General features: G+C 68.6%; 22 protein-coding genes. 17 read left to right on the forward strand and 5 right to left on the reverse strand.

What is annotated here, in order from left to right:
• Position 1 precedes the first annotated feature (1 nt).
• Positions 2-949, reverse strand: coding sequence for a LysR substrate-binding domain-containing protein (locus tag JHL17_RS23255; RefSeq protein WP_200196842.1), 948 nt, complete (start codon positions 947-949; stop codon positions 2-4).
• 233 nt (positions 950-1,182) lie between these two features.
• Here JHL17_RS23255 and JHL17_RS23260 point away from each other — a divergent pair, with 233 nt between their 5' ends.
• Positions 1,183-2,115 (forward strand): zinc-dependent alcohol dehydrogenase family protein, encoded by a 933-nt coding sequence (locus JHL17_RS23260; RefSeq protein WP_345773864.1) that lies wholly within the window; start codon positions 1,183-1,185, stop codon positions 2,113-2,115.
• 23 nt (positions 2,116-2,138) lie between these two features.
• On the opposite strand, the gene JHL17_RS23265 is transcribed toward JHL17_RS23260, so the two are convergent.
• The 3 genes from JHL17_RS23265 to JHL17_RS23275 are packed head-to-tail and all read right to left on the reverse strand — an operon-like array spanning position 2,139 to position 5,700.
• Positions 2,139-2,336, reverse strand: coding sequence for a hypothetical protein (locus JHL17_RS23265; RefSeq protein WP_200196844.1), 198 nt, complete (start codon positions 2,334-2,336; stop codon positions 2,139-2,141).
• Positions 2,333-3,487 (reverse strand): PepSY-associated TM helix domain-containing protein, encoded by a 1,155-nt coding sequence (locus JHL17_RS23270; RefSeq protein ID WP_247893760.1) that lies wholly within the window; start codon positions 3,485-3,487, stop codon positions 2,333-2,335. Before JHL17_RS23270 ends, JHL17_RS23265 begins: the two co-directional genes overlap by 4 nt.
• Positions 3,488-3,531: 44 nt before the next feature.
• Positions 3,532-5,700, reverse strand: coding sequence for a TonB-dependent siderophore receptor (locus JHL17_RS23275; protein ID WP_345773865.1), 2,169 nt, complete (start codon positions 5,698-5,700; stop codon positions 3,532-3,534).
• Between the two features lie 292 nt (positions 5,701-5,992).
• Between JHL17_RS23275 and JHL17_RS23280 the strand changes: the two genes are divergently transcribed.
• From JHL17_RS23280 to trxC, 10 genes are all read left to right on the forward strand, one after another.
• Positions 5,993-6,481 carry a hypothetical protein gene (locus JHL17_RS23280; protein WP_200196845.1) on the forward strand — a complete coding sequence of 163 codons (489 nt, stop codon included), beginning with the start codon at positions 5,993-5,995 and terminating at the stop codon, positions 6,479-6,481.
• Positions 6,435-7,211 (forward strand): nucleotidyl transferase AbiEii/AbiGii toxin family protein, encoded by a 777-nt coding sequence (locus tag JHL17_RS23285; RefSeq protein ID WP_200196846.1) that lies wholly within the window; start codon positions 6,435-6,437, stop codon positions 7,209-7,211. Before JHL17_RS23280 ends, JHL17_RS23285 begins: the two co-directional genes overlap by 47 nt.
• Before the next feature lie 169 nt (positions 7,212-7,380).
• On the forward strand, positions 7,381-8,736 hold the full coding sequence (locus tag JHL17_RS23290; protein WP_200196847.1) for an efflux RND transporter periplasmic adaptor subunit: 1,356 nt from the start codon (positions 7,381-7,383) through the stop codon (positions 8,734-8,736).
• Positions 8,733-11,876 carry a multidrug efflux RND transporter permease subunit gene (locus JHL17_RS23295; RefSeq protein ID WP_200196848.1) on the forward strand — a complete coding sequence of 1,048 codons (3,144 nt, stop codon included), beginning with the start codon at positions 8,733-8,735 and terminating at the stop codon, positions 11,874-11,876. Before JHL17_RS23290 ends, JHL17_RS23295 begins: the two co-directional genes overlap by 4 nt.
• Positions 11,877-11,882: 6 nt before the next feature.
• Positions 11,883-15,002, forward strand: coding sequence for an efflux RND transporter permease subunit (locus tag JHL17_RS23300; protein ID WP_200196850.1), 3,120 nt, complete (start codon positions 11,883-11,885; stop codon positions 15,000-15,002).
• Between the two features lie 277 nt (positions 15,003-15,279).
• Positions 15,280-15,822: an RNA polymerase sigma factor gene (locus JHL17_RS23305; protein ID WP_200196852.1), complete on the forward strand. Its 543-nt coding sequence runs from the start codon at positions 15,280-15,282 to the stop codon at positions 15,820-15,822.
• An 11-nt stretch (positions 15,823-15,833) separates the two neighbouring features.
• Entirely contained in the window at positions 15,834-16,277 is a 444-nt protein-coding gene (locus tag JHL17_RS23310) for a hypothetical protein (RefSeq protein WP_211113536.1), read from the forward strand.
• Positions 16,274-16,786, forward strand: a complete 513-nt coding sequence (locus tag JHL17_RS23315) for a periplasmic heavy metal sensor (RefSeq protein WP_200196856.1) — start codon at positions 16,274-16,276, stop codon at positions 16,784-16,786. Before JHL17_RS23310 ends, JHL17_RS23315 begins: the two co-directional genes overlap by 4 nt.
• Positions 16,787-17,043: 257 nt before the next feature.
• On the forward strand, positions 17,044-17,298 hold the full coding sequence (locus JHL17_RS23320) for a hypothetical protein (RefSeq protein ID WP_200196880.1): 255 nt from the start codon (positions 17,044-17,046) through the stop codon (positions 17,296-17,298).
• A gap of 95 nt (positions 17,299-17,393) precedes the next feature.
• A complete protein-coding gene (trxC, locus tag JHL17_RS23325; protein WP_200196858.1) occupies positions 17,394-17,882 on the forward strand; it encodes a thioredoxin TrxC in 489 nt (162 codons plus the stop codon).
• A gap of 34 nt (positions 17,883-17,916) precedes the next feature.
• Here trxC and JHL17_RS23330 read toward each other — a convergent pair whose 3' ends face one another.
• Entirely contained in the window at positions 17,917-18,513 is a 597-nt protein-coding gene (locus JHL17_RS23330) for a TetR/AcrR family transcriptional regulator (RefSeq protein WP_200196860.1), read from the reverse strand.
• 172 nt (positions 18,514-18,685) lie between these two features.
• Here JHL17_RS23330 and JHL17_RS23335 point away from each other — a divergent pair, with 172 nt between their 5' ends.
• The 6 genes from JHL17_RS23335 (at position 18,686) to JHL17_RS23360 (ending at position 24,931) form a co-directional block, all read left to right on the forward strand.
• Complete coding sequence (locus JHL17_RS23335) at positions 18,686-19,084, forward strand: RidA family protein (RefSeq protein ID WP_200196862.1); 399 nt, start codon at positions 18,686-18,688, stop codon at positions 19,082-19,084.
• Positions 19,074-19,592: an NmrA family NAD(P)-binding protein gene (locus JHL17_RS23340; RefSeq protein ID WP_200196863.1), complete on the forward strand. Its 519-nt coding sequence runs from the start codon at positions 19,074-19,076 to the stop codon at positions 19,590-19,592. The genes JHL17_RS23335 and JHL17_RS23340 overlap by 11 nt, the downstream gene beginning before the upstream one ends.
• Before the next feature lie 411 nt (positions 19,593-20,003).
• Positions 20,004-22,031, forward strand: coding sequence for a TonB-dependent siderophore receptor (locus JHL17_RS23345; protein ID WP_200196865.1), 2,028 nt, complete (start codon positions 20,004-20,006; stop codon positions 22,029-22,031).
• An 8-nt stretch (positions 22,032-22,039) separates the two neighbouring features.
• Positions 22,040-23,116, forward strand: a complete 1,077-nt coding sequence (locus JHL17_RS23350) for an ABC transporter substrate-binding protein (RefSeq protein ID WP_200196867.1) — start codon at positions 22,040-22,042, stop codon at positions 23,114-23,116.
• Entirely contained in the window at positions 23,094-24,161 is a 1,068-nt protein-coding gene (locus tag JHL17_RS23355; RefSeq protein WP_200196869.1) for a FecCD family ABC transporter permease, read from the forward strand. The genes JHL17_RS23350 and JHL17_RS23355 overlap by 23 nt, the downstream gene beginning before the upstream one ends.
• Positions 24,158-24,931, forward strand: coding sequence for an ABC transporter ATP-binding protein (locus tag JHL17_RS23360; RefSeq protein WP_200196871.1), 774 nt, complete (start codon positions 24,158-24,160; stop codon positions 24,929-24,931). Before JHL17_RS23355 ends, JHL17_RS23360 begins: the two co-directional genes overlap by 4 nt.
• Positions 24,932-25,031 lie beyond the last annotated feature (100 nt).

Consider the following 25,031-nt stretch of genomic DNA (forward strand, 5'->3'; position numbering starts at 1 on the left):
ATCACGCCATGCCCCGCCCGCTGCCGGGGCCGGCAGGTCGACGGTGTCCGTTCGTCGAAACCGACGACTTGATCGCATCGACGAAAGCCCTCAGCGCCGCGGGCATGTGCGGCCTGTTGATGTAGTACAGGTGAAAGCCGGAAAACGGCCTGCACCAATCCCCGAGAACCTGAACGAGTTCGCCGTCCTCGATGGAAGGCTTCGCGGAATTTTCCTCGATATAGGCAAGTCCGGCGCCTTGCCTTGCGGCATCCAGAAGGAAGTCCGTCTCGTTGGCGGTGATGACGCTCTCGACAGCGACGAAGATGGCCCCGGCCGGTCCCTGGAACTCCCATCGCTGCAGGACGCCGGTATCGTCCCAGCGGTAGGTGAGGCACGGATGGTCGCGCAGATCCTGGGGGTGTTCGGGCGGCGGCCGACCGGCGAAATAGGCCGGCGAACCGACGACGGCCATCCGCAGCTCCGGCGTGAGCCTGACGGCGATCATGTCCTGCTGCACCAGCCCGCCGGACCGGATGCCGGCATCGAACCCTGCCCCGACGATGTCGGTGATGCTGTCGTCGATGACCAGGTCGAGCCGCACGTCCGGATAGGCTGCCCTGAAGGCCGGCAGCATCGGCGTGACCAGCAGGCGGGCCGCGACACGGGGCAGATTGACCCGGACCAGCCCCCGCGGCTGCGCTTGGCAGGCGCCGACATCGCGCACCGCCGCGCCGATCTCCTCGATGGCGGGCCTCAGGCGATCGAACAGGACTTGCCCCGCCTCCGTCGGCGCGACGCTCCGGGTCGTCCGGTTGAGCAGCCGGGCGCCGAGACGCTGCTCCAGCGCACGGATCGTGTGGCTGAGAGCGGAGGGCGACATCCCAAGCCGCTCGGCGGCGCGCCGGAAGCTCCTTTCCTCCGCGACGCAGAGGAACGCCGCCAGTTCGTTGAAATCTCCACCCCTCACATTGATGCTCCTGAATGCAACACCCCATGCCGATTATAGCGCATTAACCCCTACAATCGATTCCGCGACACTGAGTTCCTGATCCGGAGCGGCCGCTTGGAATGAGCGCTCCGGCATGGATCGAGGAAGGACGTGTCATGGAAAACAGGATGCGGCGTTGGGAGATCGACGCCATCGGACGGGAGAAACTGGAGCTGAGATCGGTGTCGATCCCGTCGCCGGGACCGCGGGAGGTGCTGGTCAAGGTGGCGGCGGTGGCCTTGAACCACCGGGACAAGATGGTGATCGAGAGCGGCCGGGGCCTGCCGCTCGCATTTCCTTTCACACCCGGCTCCGATCTGGCCGGCGAGGTCGTCGCACTCGGCCAGGGCGTTACCCGCTTTGTGGAAGGCGACCGGGTGATTTCGACCTTCACCCCCGACTGGATCGACGGCCTTCGTCCTGGCGATGCGCGAACCCCGGCTTACCGAACCCTCGGCGGCCACTATCCCGGCGTGCTTGCGGACTATGTCGCGATGTCGGAGGAGTGGTTCGTCGCCGCACCGAAGACGCTGGACTCCGCACAGGCCGCGACGTTGCCCTGCGCCGGATTGACCGCCTGGTTCGCATTGGTGGAGCGCGCCCGGGTGCAGGCGGGCGACACCGTGCTCATCCCCAGCACCGGCGGCGTGGCGCTGTTCGGCTTGCAGATCGCCAAGGCGAACGGCGCGGAGGTCATCGTCTCCGGAAAGGCGGGCAACGCCGAGCGTGCCAAGGCCCTGGGTGCCGACCATTATGTCGACAGCGAGCGGGAGGACTGGGTCGAGGCGATCTACCGGCTCACGGGAAACCGGGGCGCCGACCATATCCTCGAGGTGATCGGCGGCCGGCATCTCGGCAAGTCCGTGCAGCTTGCCGCGGTGGGCGGACACATCTGCCAGATCGGCGCGCTCGACGGATTCGAGGTCAGCGCGCCGGCCATGCCCCTCATGCTCAAGGACGTGACCATCCACGGCATCGGCACCGGCAGCCGGCGAGCGCTGACCCGCCTTGTCCGGGCGGTCGACCAGACCGGCATCCGGCCCGTCATCGATTCCCACTATTCCTTCGCCGACCTGCCCGCGGCCCTCGACCATCTGGACAAGGGGCCATTCGGCAAGGTGGTGATCGACGTCTGCCCTGCGTAAGGACCGGAAATCCGCCGGATGCTTCAATTTGCTCCCGGTGGACTCCGCAGAAGACTCAAGCCGGGCCATTGCCGCCACAGCTTGACGGCACAAGCCGCCAGCGGCACCGACAGCGTGGCCCAGCACAGCCAGTCCCAGACGCCGTCGCCCAGGATGGCGGCGGCCAGGCCGAAAACGGACAGCGCCGCCAATGCGGCCGGAATGCGCCAGACGCCGGTCATGCCTTGCTCCCCAGCTTGTCCTGCATCTTGCCGTCTGCCGCACCGCGCCCGGCCGCCGCCGCCCGTGCCCGCGGCCGTTTCAGCCAGACGACGAAGCCGGTCACCGTCACCATGCCGGTGACGATGGTGAACAGCGCCCAGATGATCTGCAGCGGCAGCCCGCCGTAATCGCCGAAATGGAAGGGCCCCGACAGCATCAGCACCGTCATGTACCAGGGCGTGCCGGCCGCCTCGGCGACCACCCCGGTCTCGGCGTCGACCAGGGCGACGCTCAGCAGCCGCTGGGTCAGTTCGGTGTGGCCGCGCACGATCACGCTGAAATGGCGGCTGCCGGCATATTCGTTGCCGGGATAGGCGATGAAGGCCAGATCCTTGCCGGGAAAGGCCGCCAGCCCGGCCGCGGCCACCCGGTCGATCGACACCATGCTTCCGGTCATCGGTTCGGGATGGCGCGCGGTCATCGCCGCCAGCTCGGTCTTCTGCCAATAGCCGGTGATCAGCGGCGAGAAGGACAGGATGGCGCCGGTCAGCCCGACGACGAAGGCCCAGACCAGGGTCGCCACGCCGAACAGATTGTGCAGGTCGATGTTGCCGATCCGCGTTCCCCGGCCGAAGCGCAGGATGCCGAAGGCCAGCTTCTTCATGAAGGGGCCGTAGACGACCAGCCCGCTGACCGTGCTGACCACGAACAGCAGTCCCATCACCCCGACGAACATCTGGCCGGCGAAGCCGGTGAACAAGTCGACATGCAGCTTCAGCAGAAAGCCGACCAGCGTCTCCTCCGGCTGCTTCAGCATCTGGTTGGCCCCGGTGAAGCCGTTCAGCACCACCCAACGCCCCAGGTCGAAGCCGCTCTCCTCCGGCTTGCCGAGATAGATGTAGTTGACCGCCTTGTCCTCCGCGTCGAAGGACAGCATCTTCGGCACCAGCGCCGGGTCGGCCTTCTGCGCGATGTCGACCAGCGACTGGAGCGGCAGGCGGGCCTGCCCCTCCGTGTAGCTGCTGTCGAGATCCTCCCCCATCAGATGCTGGATCTCGTGGTGGAACACCAGGATCAGCCCGGTGACGCAGAGGATCAGCAGGTTCGCCGAGCAGATCAGGCTGGTCCAGCGGTGGACGAGGCGCCAGCCCCGCAGGCTCGCAGGCGTCATGACGGCTTCCTTTGCCAAGGGGGAAGGAGGGACGGCAAGCAGGCTTACCAGCGGTAGCGCAGGCCGGCGGTCACCGTCCGCCGATAGCCGTAGGCGCACCAGTCGCCGTAGTAGCAGGAGGCGACATACTCCTTGTCGAACAGGTTCTTGCCGTTGACGGTGACCTCCGCCCCCTGCAGCTTCGGCGACAGGGCGCCGAGATCGTAGGACACGGTGGCGTCCACCAGGGTGAAGGACGGCACCTTGAAGGTATTGGCCGTGTTGGCCGTGCTGCCGGTGTAGCGCAGGCCGGCGCCGACGCCGAGGCCGGTCAGCGGGGTGCCGTCGGGCATGTGGTACATCGCCCAGGCCGACGCCTGATGGCGCGGCACCGCGGCCAGGCGCTTGCCCTCCAGCCCGCCATTGTCCTTGGTGTATGTGGTGTCGAGGTAGGTGTAGGCGCCGATCAGCTCCAGATCCTTGGTCACGCCGACCTTGGCCTCCAGCTCGACGCCGCGCGACCGCGCCTCGCCGCTCTGGACGGAGAAGCCGGGATGGACGGGGTCGCTGGTCAGCAGGTTGCTGCGGGTCAGGTCGAACACCGCCGCGGTGAACAGGCTGTTGAGGCCGGGCGGCTGGTACTTCACGCCGACCTCGTACTGGGTCCCCTCCTCCGGCTTGAACGGCGTGCCGCCGAAATCGACGCCGCTGCTGGGCGTGAAGGATTCGGCATAGCTGACATAGGGGGCGATGCCGTTCTCGAAGACATAGGTCAGGCCGGCGCGGCCGGTCCAGGCCTGATCGGACTGGGTGCTGCTGCCGAAGGCGGAGTTGGAGGTGGTCTTCGCCCAGTCGCGGCGACCGGCGACCGTCAGGACGAAACCGCCCAGCTTCATCTGGTCCTGGAGATAGATGCCGGTCTGGCGGCCGTCGATGTCGGTGCGGCTGGCCGCCGGCGGGGTGACGGCGATGCCGTAGACCGGGTTGAACACGTCCAGCGACGGCGCCAGCCCGAAGCCGGCGGTGTAATGGCCGTCCAGCCGCTGGTGGTCGACGCCGGCCAGCAGCGTGTGGCTGACCGGACCGGTGGAGAAGCGCCCTTCGATCTGGTTGTCGAAGGTGTAGGCGTTCATCTCCTCCCGCGAGGTGGCGATGCCGCGGTAGAGGCTGCGGTTGTCGGCGTCGAGGCCGTTGGCGTAGAGGCTGTCGTAGGCGACCTTGGCGTTCAGCCAGCGCCCGTTCAGCCGCATGGTCCAGACGTCGCTCAGCTTCTTGTCGAAGGCGTAGCCGACCGAGGCCTGACGGCGGTCGAACTTCTCGTAATTCGGGTCGCCGTCATAGAAATCGACCGGAATCCTGCCCAGCGGGTTGGGCAGCACCGTGCCCTGCGGCGGGATGCCGCCATAGGAATTGCCCTTCGGGTCGTGCTGGTAGAAGCCCAGCAGGGTCAGGCTGGTCTCGGCGTCCGGCCTCCAGGTGAAGGAGGGGGCGACGGCGATGCGCTCGTTCTCCGTCATCCGGATCTGGCCGTCCTCGCTGAGGCCGACGGCGGTCAGGCGGTAGAGGAACTTGCCGTCCTTGTCGATCGGGCCGGAGAAGTCGGCGGTGCCGCGCCAGTGGTTGTCGGTGCCGTATTCGACCCCGACCTCGTTCAGCGCGCTGGCGGTCGGGCGCTTGGAAACCTGATTGATCAAGCCGCCGGGCTGCGCCTGTCCGTATAGCACGGAGGTCGGACCCTTCAGCACCTCCGCCCGCTCCAGCAGATAGGGGTCGATCTGCGGCGCCGCGTAATAGAGCGACTGGAGCTTCAGCCCGTTCAGATAGGTGTCGGCGTCGAAGCCGCGGATCTTCAGCTGGTCATAGCGGGTCGCCACCGCGCCGCGCGTCTCCGCCGTGACGCCGGCGGTGTAGCGCACCACCTGATTCAGCGTCTGCGCGTTCTGGTCGCGGATCTGGTCGGCCGGAATGACCGAAATCGACTGCGGTGTCTCGATCAGCGGGGTGTCGGTCTTGGTGCCGGTCGCCTGCTGGTTGGCGACATAGCCGGTCACCGGCGACAGCGCCGTTTCGCCCCGCCCGGTCACCGTCACCGCCGGCATCTGCACGGCGGCGCCGCTGCCTACACCGTCGGTGCTCTGCGCGCCCGCTGCCGCCGGCACCATCAGGCCGCCCAGCACCATGGCGCCGAACGCCGCCCCCCGCGACATCCGGCCACCGTCCACTCGTCTCTTCACGTGTTCGCCCCCAGAACGAATAATAATCATTCGCAGTTGGAGGCCGTCATAATGCAAATGATTCTTATCTTCAATACCTATTCGAGTATGCGGCGGGGCAATCGCATCATGCCGGCAGTGAACCGCGGGGGTGCATCTGCGTCATCGGGCATCCGGCAAGACGGCTATCGTCACCAAGGGGCTGCCGTCGTGACAGAGCGCATCCACTCATCGGCGGCGGGCCGCTTCTTGACTCGTCAAATTCAATCTATCATATTGATATCTGCCGATGATTTCCTTTGGATGTCAAATCATGGCAACGCTGATGAACGGAACCTTGCCGATGCGGCTCCTGCACGACCTGCGGCGCAGCGGCGCTGCGACCGTCGCATCTGGGACGCTGGTCGGGCGTTACGGGCCCGCATCGACGGTAAGCCGTGCGCTCAGGAAACTGGTTGCCGCCGAGAAAATCGAACCCATCCAGCGCGGCCTCTACCGCATCCTGCCTGACCAGCAACCGCGTCTTGCCTTCAACCGGGCCTGGAGCAATCCCAGCGGCACGTTCGACGCCGACCACCTGATCGCCATGACGCTTGCCCGGCCGACGTTCAGGGACGTTGCCCGTCTTTGCAAATCCTACGGCGTCGGCCGGGTGCGCCGCGTCCTGAACGACCTCGAAACGGATAGGGAGGTCCCTTCGGTGCTGGCGTCGGAGTGGCGTTATCGCCTGACCAACATCGAGAAGGGGTTCCGCGATGCTGCGCGTCGACTGCCTGCCGGGCGAAACCAAGCGGCTGCTTGATGCAATCTCCTCCTGTCCGGAAATCGGTCAATTCACGCTGATCGGAGGCACGGCCCTGGCGCTGGCATGGGAGCATCGCCGCAGCGAGGATCTCGATTTTGCCATCCCAGGAAACCAACTGCCGCGCGAGAGCTGCCGGACCATTCTTGATCGGCTCACTGCCCTGGGCTGGCGGATCTCGGACATCTCCAGCGAGATGGCGCGTATGTATGCCGAGAACGACGGCGAAGACCTTGCCGACACCCAGCAGGACTGGCTCTGCCGGACTGGCGGAGCGGAGACCGGCGTCAAGCTGACCTTCTTCGCCGACTATTCACCGAAGCGGCACGAAGCCTACGCGCTGGAGCCGTCGTGCCTGCATTGCGTCAAGGCGATGCCGCCGGACGGCATTTTCCTGCTCAAATCTCAGCTCATCCTGCGTCGGACGACATCGCGCGACCTGTTCGATCTTTGGTCGTTCCTCGAACGAGGCAAGACCATCGACGGCATCCTCGCCGCCGCGAAGCGGGAGGACCCGTATCTCTCCTATGAGAAACGCCGCACCCACTTGCTGCCGTCGCGCCTGCTCCGCACCGATCCGGGCCTGGCTTCTCTGGTCGATGACGGGCCTGCGGACCTCGATTCCCTCAAGTCCGCGATCATCAAGCATCTGGACCGATACGAGGAAGCCCTTGCGGCGGAGATCCTGGTAAACGACCGCACCGATCCGGCGGACGACGCCACCCCGTAAAAGCTGCCATCGCCGCGATCCGCCGCGGAGGATCGGATGCCCCCCGTGCAAAAAATCTTCGCCACCCCCGACGAATCCGCCCCGACGCTCCGTATAAGGATGGACAAAAAGACCGGAGCGGCCGAAAGCGCCGTGCGGTCGAACGTCGGGGCAAGCGTCGGGACAGGTCATGACGATTCGTTGGAAGCCGGTGGTCACCGGCGTTGTTCTCGCCGGTCTGGTCGGCGGCGTCGCTTACACGGTCCAGCAGAAGCTGGCGCCTCCGGCGACGGCGCAGCCGGGCCAGCCTCCCGGTCCGCGCGGCGGCTCTTCCGGCAACGCGCGCAACAGCGTGGTGGCGGTGCAGGCCGGCACCGTGGCGCGCGAGGACGTGCCGATCTGGTTCGACGGCATCGGCACGGTCCAGGCCTTCAACACGGTCACCGTGCGCGCCCGCGTCGACGGCGAGCTTCAGCGCGTCTCGCTTCAGGAAGGCCAGCTGGTCAAGGCCGGCGACCTGCTGGCGACCATCGATTCCCGCCCGCTGCAGGCCCAACTGGCCCAGGCGGTCGCCAAGAAGGCGCAGGACGAGGCTCAGCTCGCCAACGCCCGCCGCGACCTCGACCGCAACATGGGGCTGAAGGAATTCGCCTCGCGCCAGACGGTGGACACCCAGCGCGCCCTGGTCACCCAGTACGAGGCGCAGATCCGCGCCGACGAGGCGGCGATCGAGGCGGTGCAGGTCCAGCTCAACTACACCACCGTCACCGCCCCGCTCAGCGGCCGCATCGGCCTGCGCAACGTCGACCAGGGCAACGTGGTGCGGGCCAGCGACCAGAACGGCATCGCCACCATCACGCAGATCCAGCCCATCGCCGTCCTTTTCACCCTGCCGGAGAAACAGCTCCAGGCGGTGCTGGCCGCCCAGGCGCAGGGGTCGGTCACGGTGGAGGCGCAGGACCGCGAAGGCCGCCGCATGCTCGACACCGGCAAGCTGGCGGTGGTGGACAATCTGATCGACAGCGGCACCGGCACCATCCGGCTCAAGGCCGAGATGCCCAACGACCCGCAGAAGCTGTGGCCGGGCCAGTTCGTCAATGTCCGCCTGCTCTCCACCATCCGCCGCGGCGCCACCACGGTGCCCGCCACCGTGGTGCAGCGCGGACCGCAGGGCACCTACGCCTACGTCATCAAGGACGACCTGACGGTGGAGCAGCGCCCGATCAAGGTCGCCCGCCAGGAGGAGACCAAGGCCATCGTCGAGGAGGGCCTGACCCCCGGCGAGCGCGTGGTGGTGGACGGCCAGTACCGCCTGCAGCCCGGCTCCAAGATCCGCATCGTCGACCCCATCGCCTCGGCGGCCCCAGCCGGCGCCGCCCCCACCGGCATCGCTCCCGCCACCACCGCACCGGAGGCCGCCCCCGCCAACCGGCAACAAGACCCCGCCGCCCGCGAGGAACGGCGGCGCGAACGCCAGCAGCAGCGCGAGAACAACGGCTCCGCCCCCGCTCCCACCGGACCGCGCGAGGGACGGCAGCCCTCATGAACATCTCCGCCCCCTTCATCCTGCGGCCGGTCGCCACCGGCCTGCTGATGCTGGCGGTGGTGCTGCTGGGCCTGCTGGGCTACAGCACCCTGCCGATCTCCTCGCTGCCGACGGTCGATTTCCCGACGGTGCGCGTCACCACCCAGCTTCCGGGCGCCGCCCCCGACGTCATGGCCTCCTCGGTCACCGCGCCCTTGGAACGCCAGCTCGGCCAGATCGCCGGCATCTCCTCGATGGTGTCGACCAGCTCCTTCGGCCTGTCGGTCATCACCCTGCAATTCGACCTGACCCGCGACATCGACGCCGCCTCGCAGGACGTGCAGTCGGCGATCAGCGCCGCGTCGGGCACCCTGCCCAAGGGGCTGCCGAACCCGCCGGTCTACGACAAGGTCAACCCGGCCGACACGCCGGTGATGGTGCTGGCGCTGAGTTCCGACAGCCTGCGGCTGGAGACCGTCAGCGACGCCGCCGACACGCTGCTGGCGCAGAAGCTGTCCCAGGTCGACGGCGTCGGCTATGTCGGGATCGAGGGCGGGTTGCGCCCCGCCGTCCGCGTGCAGGTCAACCCGGCCGCCGTCGCCGGTCTGGGGCTGACGCTGGAGGATGTGCGGACCACCATCACCCAGGCCAATGTCAACGCCCCGAAGGGCAGCTTCGACGGCCCGCGCCAGTCCTGGTCGATCGGCGTCAACGACCAGATCGAGAATGCCGCCGCCTACCGCCCGATCATCGTCGCCTACAAGAACGGCGGCCCGGTGCGGCTGACCGACATCGGCACCGTGGTCGATTCGGTGGAGAACACCCGGCTGGCCGCCTGGCACGACGGCAGACCGGCGGTGCTGCTGAACGTGCTGCGCCAGCCCGGCGCCAACATCATCGACACGGTGGACCGCATCCACAAGCTGCTGCCGTCGCTCCAGGCCAGCCTGCCGCCGCAGATCCACATGGCGGTGCTGACCGACCGGACGGAGACCATCCGCGCCTCGGTGGTGGACGTGCAGAAGACGCTGGTGCTGACCGCCGGGCTGGTGGTTCTGGTGATCTTCCTGTTCCTGCGCAAGGCGTGGGCGACGGTGATCCCGGCGGCGGCCCTGCCGCTGTCGCTGATCGGCACCTTCGGCATCATGGCGCTCTGCGGCTTCAGCCTGGACAATCTGTCGCTGATGGCGCTGACCATCGCGTCCGGCTTCGTCGTCGACGACGCCATCGTGATGATCGAGAACATCGTCCGCTACATCGAGGAGGGCGAGAAGCCGTTGCCGGCGGCGCTGAAGGGCGCCCGCCAGATCGGCTTCACCGTCGTGTCGCTGACCCTGTCGCTGATCGCGGTGTTCATCCCGCTGCTGTTCATGGGCGGCGTGGTCGGCCGGCTGTTCCGCGAATTCGCCATCACGCTGTCCATCGCCGTGCTGGTGTCGGCGGTGATCTCGCTGACGCTGACGCCGATGATGTGCGCCCGCCTGCTGAAACCGGAAACCGAGACCAAGCCCAACGGCCTGTTCCGCTGGACCGAGCGCGGCTTCGACGCGCTGCTGAACGGCTATGCCGCCTCGCTGCGCTTCGTGCTGCGCCACCAGCCGGCGACGCTGATGGTCACCATCGCGACGCTGGCCGCCACCCTCTACCTCTACGACGTGGTGCCCAAGGGCTTCCTGCCGCAGCAGGACACCGGCGTCATCATCGGCGTCACCGACGCCGCCCCCTCGATCTCGGTCAAGGCGATGGCGGAGCGCCAGAGCGAGGTCGCCGACATCGTGCGGCGCGATCCCGACGTGGCCGGGGTGGCGAGCTTCGTCGGCACCGGCACGGTGAATGCCACCACCAACACCGGCAACCTGACCATCGCGCTGAAGCCGCGCGACCAGCGGAGTTCCTCGGCGGAGGAGATCATCGCCCGGCTGCGCGCCGCGACTTCCGACCTGAAGGGCGTGTCGCTGTTCATGCAGGCGGTGCAGGACGTGCAGATCGACAGCCGCGTCAGCCGCACCCAGTACCAGTACGTCCTTCAGGACGCCGACCCGCGCGAGCTGGAGAACTGGACACCGCGCCTGCTGGAAGCCTTGCGGGCAAGGCCGGAACTGACCGACGTGGCGACCGACCAGCAGCCGGACGGCTTGCAGGTCTATCTCACCATCGACCGCGACGCCGCCAGCCGCCTGCATGTGCTGCCACAGGCCATCGACGACACGCTGTACGACGCCTTCGGCCAGCGTCAGGTCTCGACCATCTACACCCAGACCAACCAGTACCGCGTGATCCTGGAGGTCGAGCCGTCCTTCCAGATGGACCCGGCGTCCTTGTCCAAGATCTATGTGAAGGCCAGCGGCGGCACCGTCGTTCCCTTGAACGCCATCGTGTCGGTGGAGCGCAGGACCGCGCCGCTGGTCATCACCCACCAGGGCCAGTTCCCCTCCGTCACCCTGTCCTTCAACGTGGCGCACGGCGTTTCGCTGGGGGCGGCGGTGGCGGCGATCCAGCAGGCACGCGACAGCATCGGCATGCCCGACACCGCGACCGCCCGCTTCGCCGGCACGGCCGCCGAGTTCCGCGCCTCGCTCGACACCCAGCCCTGGCTGATCCTGGCGGCGGTGGTCGCCGTCTACATCGTGCTGGGCGTGCTGTACGAGAGCACGATCCACCCCATCACCATCCTGTCGACCCTGCCGTCCGCCGGCATCGGCGCCCTGCTGGCGCTGATGGCGACCGGCCACGACCTGTCGCTGATCGCGCTGGTCGGCATCGTGCTGCTGATCGGCATCGTCAAGAAGAACGCCATCATGATGATCGACTTCGCCCTGGAGGCGGAGCGCAACCAGGGCATGGCGCCGGAACGCTCGATCTACGAGGCGTCGCTCCTGCGCTTCCGCCCGATCATGATGACGACCATGGCGGCGCTGCTCGGCGCCCTGCCGCTGGCGCTGGAGAACGGCACCGGGTCGGAGCTGCGCAAGCCGATGGGCATTGCCATCGTCGGCGGGCTTCTGCTCAGCCAGGTGCTGACGCTCTACACCACGCCGGTGGTCTATCTCTACATGGACCGTCTCGGCAAGCGGCTGGGCCGCTGGCTGCGGCCGTGGCGGCGGAAGGACGCGGCGGAACCGGGCAACGACGCCTCCGCCGGCCGGGCGGCGGCGGAGTAGCCGGCCATGCTCCCCCCAAATCTTCTCCCCTCCGCATCCTCGCTCTCCGCCCTGTTCATCCGGCGGCCGGTCGGCACGGCGCTGCTGATGGTCGGGCTGATGATCCTCGGTGCCGTGGCCTACCGCTTCCTGCCGGTGGCGCCGCTGCCGCAGGTCGAATTCCCCACCATCATCGTCACCGCCGCGCTGCCCGGCGCCAGCCCGGAAACCATGGCGGCCTCCGTCGCCACGCCGCTGGAACGCCGCCTCTCCCGCATCGCCGGCGTGTCGGAGATGACCTCCAACAGCAAGCTCGGCAGCACCACCGTCGTCGTCCAGTTCGACCTCAACCGCAATGTCGAGGCGGCGTCGCGCGACGTCCAGGCCGCCATCAACGCCGCCGGCGGCGACCTGCCGGCCGATTTGCCGAGCCCGCCTCGGATGCGGCGCATCAACCCGGCCGACGCGCCGGTGATGACGCTCGCCATGACCTCGACCACGCTGGCCCCGGCGGAGCTCTACAATCTTGCCGACAGCATCATCGGCCAGCGGCTGAGCCAGATCGAGGGGGTGGCCCAGGTCTCGATCAACGGGGCGGAGAAGACGGCGGTGCGGGTGCGGGTGAACGCCACCGCCGCGGCCAACATGGGCGTCAGCCTGGAAACGATCCGCAGCGTCATTTCCCAGGCCAACGCCAACGGCGCCAAGGGCAGCTTCGACGGCACGCATGAATCCTGGTCGATCGGCGCCAGCGACCAGCTGTTCGGGGCCGATGCCTACCGTAAGCTGATCGTGACCGAGAAGAACGGCGCCACCATTCGGCTGGGCGACGTCGCCGACGTGATCGAGGCGCCGGAGAACAGCCGCACCGCCGCCTGGCAGGACGGCCAGCGCGCGATCCTGATCAACATCCAGAAGCAGCCGGGCTCCAACGTGGTCGACACGGTCGACCTCATCCGGGCAGAGCTGCCGACGCTGCGCGGCTGGATGCCGCCGGGCGTCAGCCTGTCGGTGCGCACCGACCGCACGCCGACCATCCGCGCCTCCATCGACGACGTGCAGAAGACGCTGGCGGTCACGGTGGCGCTGGTGGTGATGGTGATGGCGCTGTTCCTGCGCCGGCTGTGGGCGACGGTGATCCCGGCCGCCTCGGTGCCGCTGTCGCTGGCCGGCACCTGCGGGGTGATGTGGATCGTCGGCTACAGCCTGGACAATTTCTCGCTGATGGCGCTGACCATCTCGGTCGGCTTCGTGGTGGACGACGCCATCGTCGTCATCGAGAACATCGTCCGCCACATCGAGAAGGGCACCAAGCCCTTCGAGGCGGCGGTCAAGGGCGCCCGGCAGGTCGCCTTCACCGTGGTGTCGATCAGCCTGTCGCTGGTCGCCGTCTTCATCCCCATCCTGTTCATGGGCGGCATCCAGGGCCGGCTGTTCCGCGAGTTCGCCGTGGTGCTGTCGGTCGCCATCGCCGTCTCGGCGGTGGTATCGCTGACCCTGACCCCGATGATGTGCGCCCATCTGCTGCAGCCGGAGGCGGAACGCGGTCCCCCCGGCCGCCTCGCCCGTGCGCTCGCCTGGATCGGCGACCGGCTGTTCGGCCTCTATGCCAGCGGGCTGGACTGGGTGCTGGCCCACCGCCGCACCATGCTGGTGGCGACCGCGGCGATCATCGGCGTCAGCGTCTGGCTCTACGGGCAGGTGCCCAAGGGCTTCGTGCCGCAGCAGGACACCGGCCTGCTGATCGGCTTCAGCGACCCACCGCCGGACATCTCCTTCCGCGCCATGGTGACGCGCCAGCAGGCCCTGCAGGACGCGGTGGCCGGCGACCCGGCGGTTGACAGCGTCGGCGGCACCATCGGCGGCGGCGGTCCGGGCGGCACCTATTCCGGCCAGATCTTCATCGGGCTGAAACCGAAGGCGGAACGCGACGACCTCGCCACCGTCACCCAGCGGCTGCGCCAGCGCGCCGGCCGGGTGCCGGGGGTACAGCTCTACCTGACGCCGGTGCAGGACATCCGCGTCGGCGGCTTCCAGGGCCGCAGCCAGTACCGCTACAGCCTGCAGGATTCCGACATCAATGCGCTGAACGAGTGGGCGCCCAAGCTGGTCGACAAGATGCGCACCCTGCCGGAGCTGGTCGACGTCGCCAACGACCGCCAGAACGGCGGCATCCAGGCCAACGTCATCGTCGACCGCGACGCCGCCACCCGCCTCGGCGTGTCGCTCAGCGCCCTGGAATCGACGCTCTACGACGCCTTCGGCCAGCGGCAGGTCTCGACCATGTATCTGGCGCAGAACCAGCACAAGGTTGTGCTGGAGGTCGAGCCGTCGGAAGCGCTCGGCCCCGACGACCTCAAGCGCATCTATGTGGCGGGCCGCGGCGGCATGGTGCCGCTATCGGCGGTGTCGCGCGTCGTCATCGGCAACCAGGCGGCCAGCATCCAGCACCAGAGCGGCTTCCCGGTCGCCAATTTGACCTTCGACCTCGCCCCCGGCGTCTCGCTGTCCCAGGCGACCGAGCTGATCCAGCGCGCGGCCGAGGACATCGGCATGCCGGCCAGCATCCGCGCCGGCTTCCAGGGCGACGCGCGCGCCTTCCAGCAATCCTCCTCCAGCCAGCCGCTGCTGATCCTGGCGGCGCTGATCACCATCTACATCGTGCTGGGCGTGCTGTACGAAAGCCTGATCCACCCGCTGACCATCCTGTCGACCCTGCCCTCGGCCGGTCTGGGGGCGCTGATCGCGCTGATCCTGACCGGCTACGACCTGTCGATCGTGGCCTTGATCGGCATCATCCTGCTGATCGGCATCGTCAAGAAGAACGCGATCATGATGATCGACTTCGCCCTGGAGGCGGAGCGGACGCGCGGCCTGTCGCCGCTGGAGGCGATCCGCGAGGCCGGTCTGGTCCGCTTCCGCCCGATCATGATGACGACGATGGCGGCGCTGCTCGGCGCCGTGCCCTTGGCCTTCGACTTTGGGACCGGCGGCGAGCTCCGCCGTCCGCTCGGCATCGCCATCATCGGCGGGCTGCTGGTCAGCCAGATGCTGACGCTCTACACCACGCCGGTGGTCTATCTGACCCTGGAACGGCTGGCCCTGCGGCGCAAGCGCCGCCACGCCATCGCCGCCCCGGCGGAATAGGGGGCGGCGGATGGATGCTTTGATCCTCCTCCACCTGACAAGATCCCCTCTCCCCCCCGGGGAGAGGGTTAGGGTGAGGGGGTCGCGCGGCGGCCCTTTCCCGAAAATCCCGCAATGCATCCCCCTCACCCCGACCCTCTCCCCGCTTTCGGCGGACCAGAGGTCCGCCTGTCGCGTCAGCGCAAACTTCGTTTGCGCGAGAGCGGGGGGGAGAGGGAGGTGGCACCTCTCCTCCCTCTTGGGCATAGTTCTCGCCCACGGCAGGAGCGGAGCCCCGGTGGCGGAGGATAGCGACGACGCGTTGATGGGCCGCGTGGCCGGCGGCGACGCCGCCGCCTTCGACCGGCTGGCCGCCCGCCACATGCGCCGCGCCGTGGCGCTGGCCCAGCGGATGACCGGCAACCCCTCCGACGCCGACGAGATCGCGCAGGAGGCCTTCCTGCGGGTCTGGCAGCATGCCGGCCGCTGGGACGGGGCGCGGGCCGCCTTCACCACCTGGCTCTACCGCGTCGTGGTGAACCTCGCCATCGACCGCGGTCGCCACCCCGGCTGGTCGCCGCTGGAAGATGCCGGGGATCCACCCGACGAGGCGCCCGACGCGCTGACCCGCATCGCCGAGCGCCAGACCGCCGAGCGGGTCAACCGGGCGCTGGCCGCCTTGCCCGACCGCCAGCGCGCCGCCGTCGTGCTGTTCCACCAGGAAGGACTCAGCCTGCGCCAAGCCGCAGAGATCCTGACCATGAGCGAAAGCGCCTTCGCCTCGCTGCTGGCCCGCGCCCGGGCCGCGCTGAAGGCGACGCTCAGCCCCGATCCCGCGTGAGGGAGGATGCCATGACCGACGAAGACTTCCTCCGCCATCTGGACGATTACGGCGCCTCTCCGGAGCGCTGGCCGCCTGACCTGCGCGCCGCGGCCGAGTCCGCGCTCGCCCGTTCCCCCGCTTTGCGCATCGCCCTGGAGGACGCGCAGTCCTTCGACGGGCTGCTGGCTAGTCCTATGCTGGTGGTGGAGGATGCCCGCGTCGACCGCCTGCTGTCGGCGGTCGGTACCGCCGCACGCGGCAAGCCGCAGGAGGGCGTGATCATGGTCCTGCTCGGCCGGATACCGCGGCAAAGGGTGGCCGGCTTCTGCGTCGCCCTGCTGGCGCTGGGCTGGCTGACCGGGGGCTGGGTCGCCGGCCATCTCGCCGGCCCCGCCGCCACCCCGCGGCAAGGCCAGGAACTGGCCCTGCTGAACGACGAGGTCGTCACCCTGTTCGACGGAGAGTCCCGATGAGCGGTGCCGCCGCCCCCCGTCGCCTGCAGCCATCCTTCCTGGCCAGCCTCCGGCAACGGATAAGCCTGCGCCGGCTGGCACTGGTGTCGCTGGCGCTGAACCTGTTCCTGGGTGCCATCCTGGGCGCCATGCTGGTCGGCAACACCGGCAAGCCCCCGCCCTACCGGCCGATGCCCGACCGCTTCGTCGAGCATGTGGCCGCCGACCTGTCCGACGCCGATGCCGCCCGGCTGCGCGCCGTCTTCGAGCCGCTGCGCCCGCGCTATGACGCCCTGAGCCAGGACTACCGCGAGGACGGACAGCGGGTCCGCAGCCTGCTCCAGGCCGAGCCCGTGGATTTCGACTCCCTGAACGCCGCCATCGCCACTGCCCGTGCCAAGCGCCGCCAGATCGGCGAACTGACGGAGCAGACCGTGCTGTCCGTCCTGCCCGACCTCTCGCCCGACGGGCGGCTGCGGCTGGTCGGCGGCTGGGGGACCGGCGGACCGGCAGTTTCGCCTAAAAAATAGGCAAACCCACTCATCCACAGACCGGACAGGCCGGCCGGAAGGGTGCGGATGATTCTGTTCGGGAATTGCGCACACATCTATCCACAGATTCTGTGGAGAAGAAAACCGGACGAAATTTTATCCACACAAATTCACAAGTTATCATCCCCAAGTTTTATTGCCCGTCCGCCCATGGATCCTTGTATCCACCGCCGATCCGGCATATCCAAATGACGAGGCCAGTTCATGTAGATTGGCAGGATCGGTGGGGGATCGTCATGATCGGAGATCCGTTTCATCCAAAGAAGGCGACGATCTCTTTGCGTGTTGACCGCAGAATCAAAGATGTCGCCAAGAATTACGCACGCCAGCGGCAAACGCCTTTGGCCGAGGTCATGCGCGACCTCTTGGCCCGCTACGTCACCGAATGCGCGCGGGAGAACGCCCAGGCGAGCCCGGACCTGTTGAAGGACCGGCCGGCGCAATATGTGGATTTCGCAAAGCTGGAAGGCCTGATGGGCCGGCAGGACTAGGCCCGCCCCTCTTGCGCGGATCTTGAGTGGGCGGGTCCGCCCCCATACATCGACGGTGGAACCGCTGCCAGGGGCCAAGGGAAAGGATCCTCGCCATGCCGCCCGCCGCCAACTCATCCACAGCCGGTCAGTCGTCCACAAGCACCGACAGCCTGCACATCGCCTGTCCGCACTGCGACACCCTGAACCGCGTGCCGCCGGCCCGGCTCGGCGGCGGCAAATGCGGCCGCTGCGGCAAGGCGCTGTTCGAAGGCAAGCCGGTGGCGCTCGACGCCCGCCGCTTCGCCGCCCATGCCGAGCATGGCGACCTGCCGCTGCTGATCGACTTCTGGGCCGACTGGTGCGGCCCCTGCCGCATGATGGCCCCCGTCTTCGCCCAGGCCGCGGCCCAGCTCGAACCCCAGGTCCGCCTCGCCAAGATCGACACCGAGGCCTCGCCCGACCTCGCCGGCCGCTTCGGCATCCGCAGCATCCCGTCGCTGGTCCTGGTCCGTCACGGCCGCGAGATCGCCCGCACCGCCGGTGCCATGCCGCTGCCGGCGCTGGTCGCGTGGGTCCGCCAGACGCTGCAGACGGTCGGTTGACCGCGTAAACGACGAGGGACGCGGGCGCCGCCCCTTACCCGGGGGCCGCCAGCAGGCCCCCGGCCAGGACGCGGAACGCCTCGACGGCCTTGGCCAGCACCTCTTGCGGCTGGTCGCTGGCCGCGACCCACAGCGCGGCGTTCAGCGCCGCCCCGTTCAGCAGCCGGGCGGCCGCTTCGGCGTCCACCGGCCTGACGGTGCCTTGTGCGATCAGCCCCTCCAGTTTCTGCAATGTGACCTGCAGGCAGCCGTTCTGGCTCGGCCATTGCGACGGATCGCCGAGGAACGCCGGTCCGTCGAGCAGCACGATGCGCTGCACTTCGGGCTCCAGCGCCATCTCGATATAGGCGACGCCTTCCGCCAGCAGACCGTCCCACTCGGTCTCCGCCCGCGCCCCGACCGCCTGGGCGCGAGCCGCCATCTCCCCGTCGATCTGGTCGACGACCGCCTGCAGAAGCCCCCGCTTGTCGCCGAAATTGTGATAGAGCGCCCCGCGCGTCAGCCCGGCCTCCGCCGTCAGTTCGTCCATCGAGGCGGCGGCATAGCCCTTCTCGGAAAAGGCCCTGCGCGCGGATCTGATCAGTTTGGTACGGGTCTCCTCCATCATCTCGGCCCGTCGCTTCCCAGCCATCGCCCTCCTCCCTTCCTCGACATACGCGCCGTATGTGATCATTGACATACGGCGCGTATGTGTGATGTCATTCACATACGGAGCGTATATCAAAACGCACCCCGACTGTGAAGCCGGATGCGAACCGTCTGCCGGCTCACCCCCTTGCCGCTCTGCAAAGAGGAAGAAAGCAATGACCCGACCTGAAGCCATCGTTCCGGAAGGCCGCCACGCGCTTTATGAGAAGCACCGCTACTCCGCGGCGATCCGCTCCGGCGATCTCCTGTTCGTCTCCGGACAGGTCGGCAGCCGCGCCGACGGATCGCCGGAGCCCGTCTTCGAGACCCAGGTGCGGCTGGCTTTCAAGAATCTCCTGACCGTGCTGGAGGCTGCCGGCTGCACCCTCGACGACGTCGTCGACGTCACCACCTTCCACACCGACCCCGCCGCCCAACTCGACAGCATCATGGCGGTGCGCAACGAGGTCATCGGCGGGCCGCCCTACCCGAACTGGACGGCGGTGGGCGTGACCTGGCTGGCCGGTTTCGATTTCGAGATCAAGGTCATCGCCCGCATTCCCGGTGCCGCCTGAAGGGCCGCCAGCCCCGTTCCCCCGATCTCCGCTTCTGGGATGTCCCCCCTCGGAAGCGGGCCATTTCGACAGCAAGACGGAGATCGAGACCCATATCCGGAACCTCGACATCCGCAGCACCATCGTCCGTCCGGCGGCCTTCATGGAAATGTTGATGCTGCCGGGCATGGGTCTCGATCAGGGCACCTACGCGTTCCTCATGCGCCCCGATCAGGCGATGCAGTGTATCGCGGTGGACGACATCAGGAAGATCGTCGCGACGATCTTTTCGGATCCCGACCGCTTCGGCGGCCGGACCATCGAGATCGCCGGCGACGCCATGACGGGGAACGGATTGCAGGATCTCTTCAGCCGAGCCGCCGGCAGGCCGATCACCTACCGCCGCTTCCCCGACGGCCTTCTCGAACGGAACAGGCTGCTCGTCCGCCTCGCCGAACTCGTCGACGACGGCCGATGCGCGGGCGCCGCCGACATCCGGCCCTGCGCGAGGAGTTCGGGGATTTGCTGAGCCTGGAGCAATGGCTTTCCGGTCCCGGCCGGCCGCTTTTCGACCTCGCCCTGAAGGCACCGGGCGGCGACGTGGCTCTGCGGTAGGCGGCGCGTCCACGAGTCCCGCCAGCCCGTCCCCCGCGGGGAAGTGCCGGCAACACTCCGCTGGTACCCCAAACAACGATATTGATAATTATTTGCATTGCCTATCCGTTTGGTTTATTCGCATCCGAAGGAATTCCTGGAGCGTCCCGGCGACCAAGTCGTCGGGACGCAATCCATGATTTCAATCGGATCGACAAAGCTGGGGAAAGGTCGTCGCGTGGAGTCCTTGAAACTAATCGCATGCTTTGCTTGCGCAGCCATTGCCTCCACTCATGCCGCGACGGCCCAGGCCGAAGACATCGCCCCCGCAAAGAGCGGAACGGCATTGGAGCTCGGCCCGATCACCTTGATCGGCCAAGGCGCCGCCACCGACGGTTACCAGCCCAAGCGCAGTTCGCTCGCCACCGGGACCGACACGCCGCTGCTCGACGTGCCGCAGGCGGTCAACGTGGTGGCGGCCCCCGTCCTCAAGGATCAGGCCGCCCGCACGCTGGACGAGGCGCTGGCGAATGTCAGCGGCGTCACCCAGGGCAACACGCTGGGCGGCACCCAGGACGCCTTCATGAAGCGCGGCTTCGGCGACAACCGCGACGGCTCGACCATGCGCGACGGCCTGCGGACGGCGATGCCGCGCAGCTTCACCGCCGGGGCCGACCGCGTCGAGGTCCTGAAGGGGCCGGCCTCGATGCTCTACGGCATCCTCGATCCCGGCGGGCTGGTGAACGTCGTCAGCAAGACGCCCGAGCTGACCCAGCGCGGCGAGGCCCAGGCCTGGGGCAGCAGCTTCGGCGGCGGCGGCGGGCAGGTCGACGTCACCGGGCCGCTGGCCGCCGGCTCCAACCTCGCCTACCGCTTCGTCGGCGACATCCAGGACACCGCCTACTGGCGCAACTTCGGCCGCATCCGGCAGAAGACCGTCGCCCCGTCGCTCGCCTGGTACGGCGAGGACACCACGATCACGCTCGGCTACGAATACACCCGCTATCAGGTGCCCTTCGACCGCGGCACCATCTTCGATCCCGCGACCGGCAAGGCGGTGCCGGTGTCGAAGCGGGAACGCTTCGACGAGCCCTACAACGTCACCAGCGGCTTCACCCATCTCGCCCGCATCGGCATCAGCCACAAGATCGACCCCGACTGGACCGCCAGCGTCAACTACGCCTACAGCCACAACTGGTACAAGGACGACCAGGCGCGCGTCACCGCCTACAACGCCCGCACCGGGGTGCTGACCCGGCGCGCCGACGCCACCCAGGATTCCAACGTCGACGTCCATGCGGTCCGCGCCGACCTCAACGGCAAGGTGACTTTCGCCGGCCTGCGCCACCAGCTGCTGTTCGGCGCCTCCTACGACTACAGCGACACGCTGCGCACCGACCTGATCCGAGGGCCCACCTCCGCCGCCTTCAACATCTACCGGCCGGTCTACGGCCGTCTGCCGATCAGCCGCAACGTGGTGGCGACCGACAGCGACCAGACCGAACGGCTGGAGACCTCGTCGGTCTACGCCCAGGATTCGATTGAGCTCGGCGACCGCTGGATCGTGCTGGGCGGCCTGCGCTACCAGTATTACGACCAGTATGCCGGCCGCGGGCGGCCCTTCCGCGCCAACACCGACGTGCAGGACGGCAAGCTCGTGCCCCGTGCCGGCGTGGTCTACAAGGTCACGCCCGACGCGTCGGTCTACGCGAGCTGGAGCCAGAGCTTCCGCCCGAACTCCTCGATCTCCAGCTATCTCGGCGCCCTGCCGCCGGAGGAGGGCGACGCCTATGAGGTCGGCGCCAAGGTCGAGCTGGCTCGCGGCCTGACCGCCACCGCCGCCTTGTTCGACCTGCGCAAGCGCAACGTGCTCTATTCGGAAGTGGTCAACGGCCTGACCGTCAACCGCACCGCCGGCGCCGTGCGCTCGCGCGGCTTCGAAATCGACGTCGCCGGCGAGGTGGCGCCGGGCTGGAGCGTCATCGGCAGCTACAGCCTGCTCGACGCCCAGGTGACCAAGGATCCGCTCTACCAGGGCAACCGGCTGTCCAACGTCGCCCGCAGCACCGCCTCGCTGTTCGTCACCCATGATCTGGGTCCCGTGCTGGGCAGCACCGCGCTCCGCGTCGGCGGCGGCGCCCGTTATGCCGGCAAGCGCGCCGGCGATGCCGCCAACAGCTTCTACCTGCCCTCCTACGTCGTCGCCGACGCCTTCGCCGCCTACGACACCGACGTCCACGGCACGCCGGTCAGCTTCCAGGTCAACGTCAAGAACATCTTCGACAAGACCTACTACACCTCGGCGGTCAACAATCTCGGCGTCGCCATCGGCGAACCGTTGCAGGCGGTGTTCCAGACCCGGGTCAGCTTCTGATGCGCTGGATGCCGCCCTCCGCCCTGGCCGCCGCCGCTCTGCTGCTGGCCCTGGCACCCAGCCTGGGCGGGGCGGCGGAGATCCGCACCACCGACCTCGCCGGCAACGAAATCGTCCTGTCGAAACCGGCGGAGCGGATCGTGGCGCTTCCCGCCCCCTCCGCCCCGACGGTGATGGCCGCCGACCGCTCGGCCGACCGGCTGGTCGGCATGCACCAGACGGTGGCCGAGGTGGCGAAGGGCGGCCTGCTCGGCCGGCTGTTTCCCCGGCTGAACCAGCTCCCCGCCTCGCTGCTCAGCGCCGGCAAGTCGGCCTTCATGCCGAACGTCGAGGCCATCGCCGCGCTGGAGCCGGATCTCGTGCTGCAACGGGGCGAGCTGGGGCCGCAGGTCGTCTCGCCGCTGGCCGAGGCCGGGCTGAAGACCGCGCTGGTCGTCTATGGCGACGAGGAGACCACCCGCCGCAACATCCGCCTGATGGCCGATCTGACCGGGCATCCCGAACGGGCCGAGGCCCTGATCGGCTGGCGGGACGAGGTGCTGGCGCGCATCCGCCGCCCCGAAAAGACTGCCGGCAAGACGCCGACGGTGCTGTTCCTGTCCAGGCTCGCCGGCCATCTGGTGGTGACCGGGAAGGGGACGCCGACCGATTTCGCCATCGCCGCGGCCGGCGGCCGCAACCTCGCCGCCGAGCGCAGCGGCTCGATCACCGTTACCGCCGAGCAGATCATGATCTGGGACCCGGAGGTGATCCTGCTGAACAGCGCCGACCGCGACCTCCAGCCGGCCGACATCCGCAACGACCCGCTGCTGTCCGGCACCGCCGCGGCGAAGGCGGGGCGGGTCTACAAGGTGCTGGTCGGCGCCTTCCGCTGGGAGCCGCCCAACGCCGAGAACCCGCTGCTCTGGCTGTGGCTGGCCAAGCTGTTCCACCCGGACGCCAATGGTTACGACCTGCGGGCCGAGGTGCGGCGCGGCCTCTCGCTGGTCTATGGCTCTGATCCGACCGACGCCGAGATCGACCGGCTGCTGCTGGCCGACGTCAACAGGGGGACGCTGAACTATGACCGCATCGTCGGCCCCTGATACCGCTTCCGCCCATTCCGCCTCCCTGCCCGGCCGGCCCTGGCTGCTGGCGGCGATGGCGGCTGGGCTGCTGGCGATGATGCTGGTGGCGCTGTGCGCCGGCCGGCTCTCCATCCCGCCGGCCACGGCGCTGCGCATCGTCGCGGCGCAGCTGCTGCCCGGCGGACTGGACGCCGACTGGAGTTCCTTGCAGGAACGCATCGTCCTGCTCGTCCGCCTGCCGCGCGTGCTGATGGCGGCGGCCTGTGGCGCCGGGCTGGCGCTGTGCGGCGCCGCCCTGCAGGGCGTCTTCCGCAATCCGCTGGTGTCGCCGCACATCCTCGGCGTGTCGTCGGGCGCCTCGCTCGGCGGGGCGGTGGCGATCCTGCTCGGCCTGTCGGGGGCGGCGCTGGTCGGGCTGTCCTTCGTTGCCGGCTGCGCCGCCCTGCTGCTGGTCGGGCTGCTCGCCCGCATCGACGGGCGCAGCGGCGTCGTCACCGTGGTGCTGACCGGCGTCGTTGTGTCGGCGCTGTTCAGCGCGCTGGTGTCGATGGCGCAGTTCGTCGCCGATCCCGACAGCTCGCTGCCGGCCATCGTGTTCTGGCTGATGGGCAGCTTCGCCGCCTCCGGCTGGCGCCAGACCCTGCTGGCGGTGCCGGTGATCCTGGCCGGGATGCTGGCGATCTGGGCGATGCGCTTCCGCATCAACCTGCTGTCGCTGGGCGAGGACGACGCCCGCATGCTGGGCGTGCGGGTGGAGCGCGACCGCTGGCTGATCTTCGCCGCGGTGGCGCTGGTCGAGGCGACGGTGGTGGCCTTCTCCGGCGTGATCGGCTGGGTCGGGCTGGTGGTCCCGCATTTCGCCCGGCTGCTGGTCGGGTCCGACCACCGCGTCCTGATCCCGGCCTCGGCGTTGATGGGCGGGGCCTATCTGCTGCTGATCGACACCATCGCCCGCACCGCGACCACGGCGGAAATCCCGCTCGGCGTGCTGACCGCCATCGTCGGCGCCCCGATCTTCGCGCTGCTGCTGCGGCGCCGGCAGAAGCAGGAGATGGGCGAATGACCGGGCTGGAGATTAGGCTGGAGGATGCCGGGGTGCGGCGCGGCGAGCGGTGGATCTTCCGCCATCTCGGCCTCGCCCTGTCGGCCGGCCGCTGCCTCGCCGTGCTCGGCCCCAACGGCCGCGGCAAGACCACGCTGATCCGCGCGCTCGCCGGGCTGCTGCCGCTGGCCGAGGGCCGCCGCCGCGCGCCGGCCGCCATCGGCTACGTCTCGCAGTCGATCGGCGACACCGTGCCCTACCGCTGCCTCGACGTGGTGGTGATGGGCCGGGCGCGGCGGATCGGCCTGTTCGGCGCGCCGAACCGCGCCGACTACCGCGCGGCGGAGGAGGCGCTGGCCCAGGTCGACGGCCTGCGCTTCGCCGAGCGCCCGTTCAGCCGCCTGTCGGGCGGCGAGCGCCAGATCGTCATGCTGGCGCGCGCCCTGGTGACGGGGGCCGACCTGCTGATCCTCGACGAGCCGGCCTCCGCCCTCGACCTCGCCAACCAGGCGCTGCTGCTGAGGGTCATCGAGCGGCTGCGCCGCGACGGACGGCACGCCATCCTGTTCAGCACCCACCTGCCCCAGCATGCGCTGTGCGTCGCCGACGAGGCCCTGCTGATGATGGGGGTGGAGGAGCATCTCCAGGGGCCGGCGGATGCGGTCATGACCGAAGCCAACCTCGCCCGCCTCTACGGCATCCCCATCCACCGCACCCGCGTCGCCGGACAGGTCGAAGCCGTCGTGCCGGTCTTCCTGCCGGCGGCGGATACCCCTGGCCTGCGCCAATAAGGGTGATCGCCCATGGCGATAATCACCCTCTCCCGCCCCGCTAACGTATCAACATATCTCTGTGGACGTGCGGCAGGTTGCCTCGGGGTGAGGAAAACGC

It is taken from the genome of Azospirillum endophyticum, assembly GCF_016595245.1.
Classification (GTDB): Bacteria; Pseudomonadota; Alphaproteobacteria; order Azospirillales; family Azospirillaceae; genus Azospirillum; species Azospirillum endophyticum.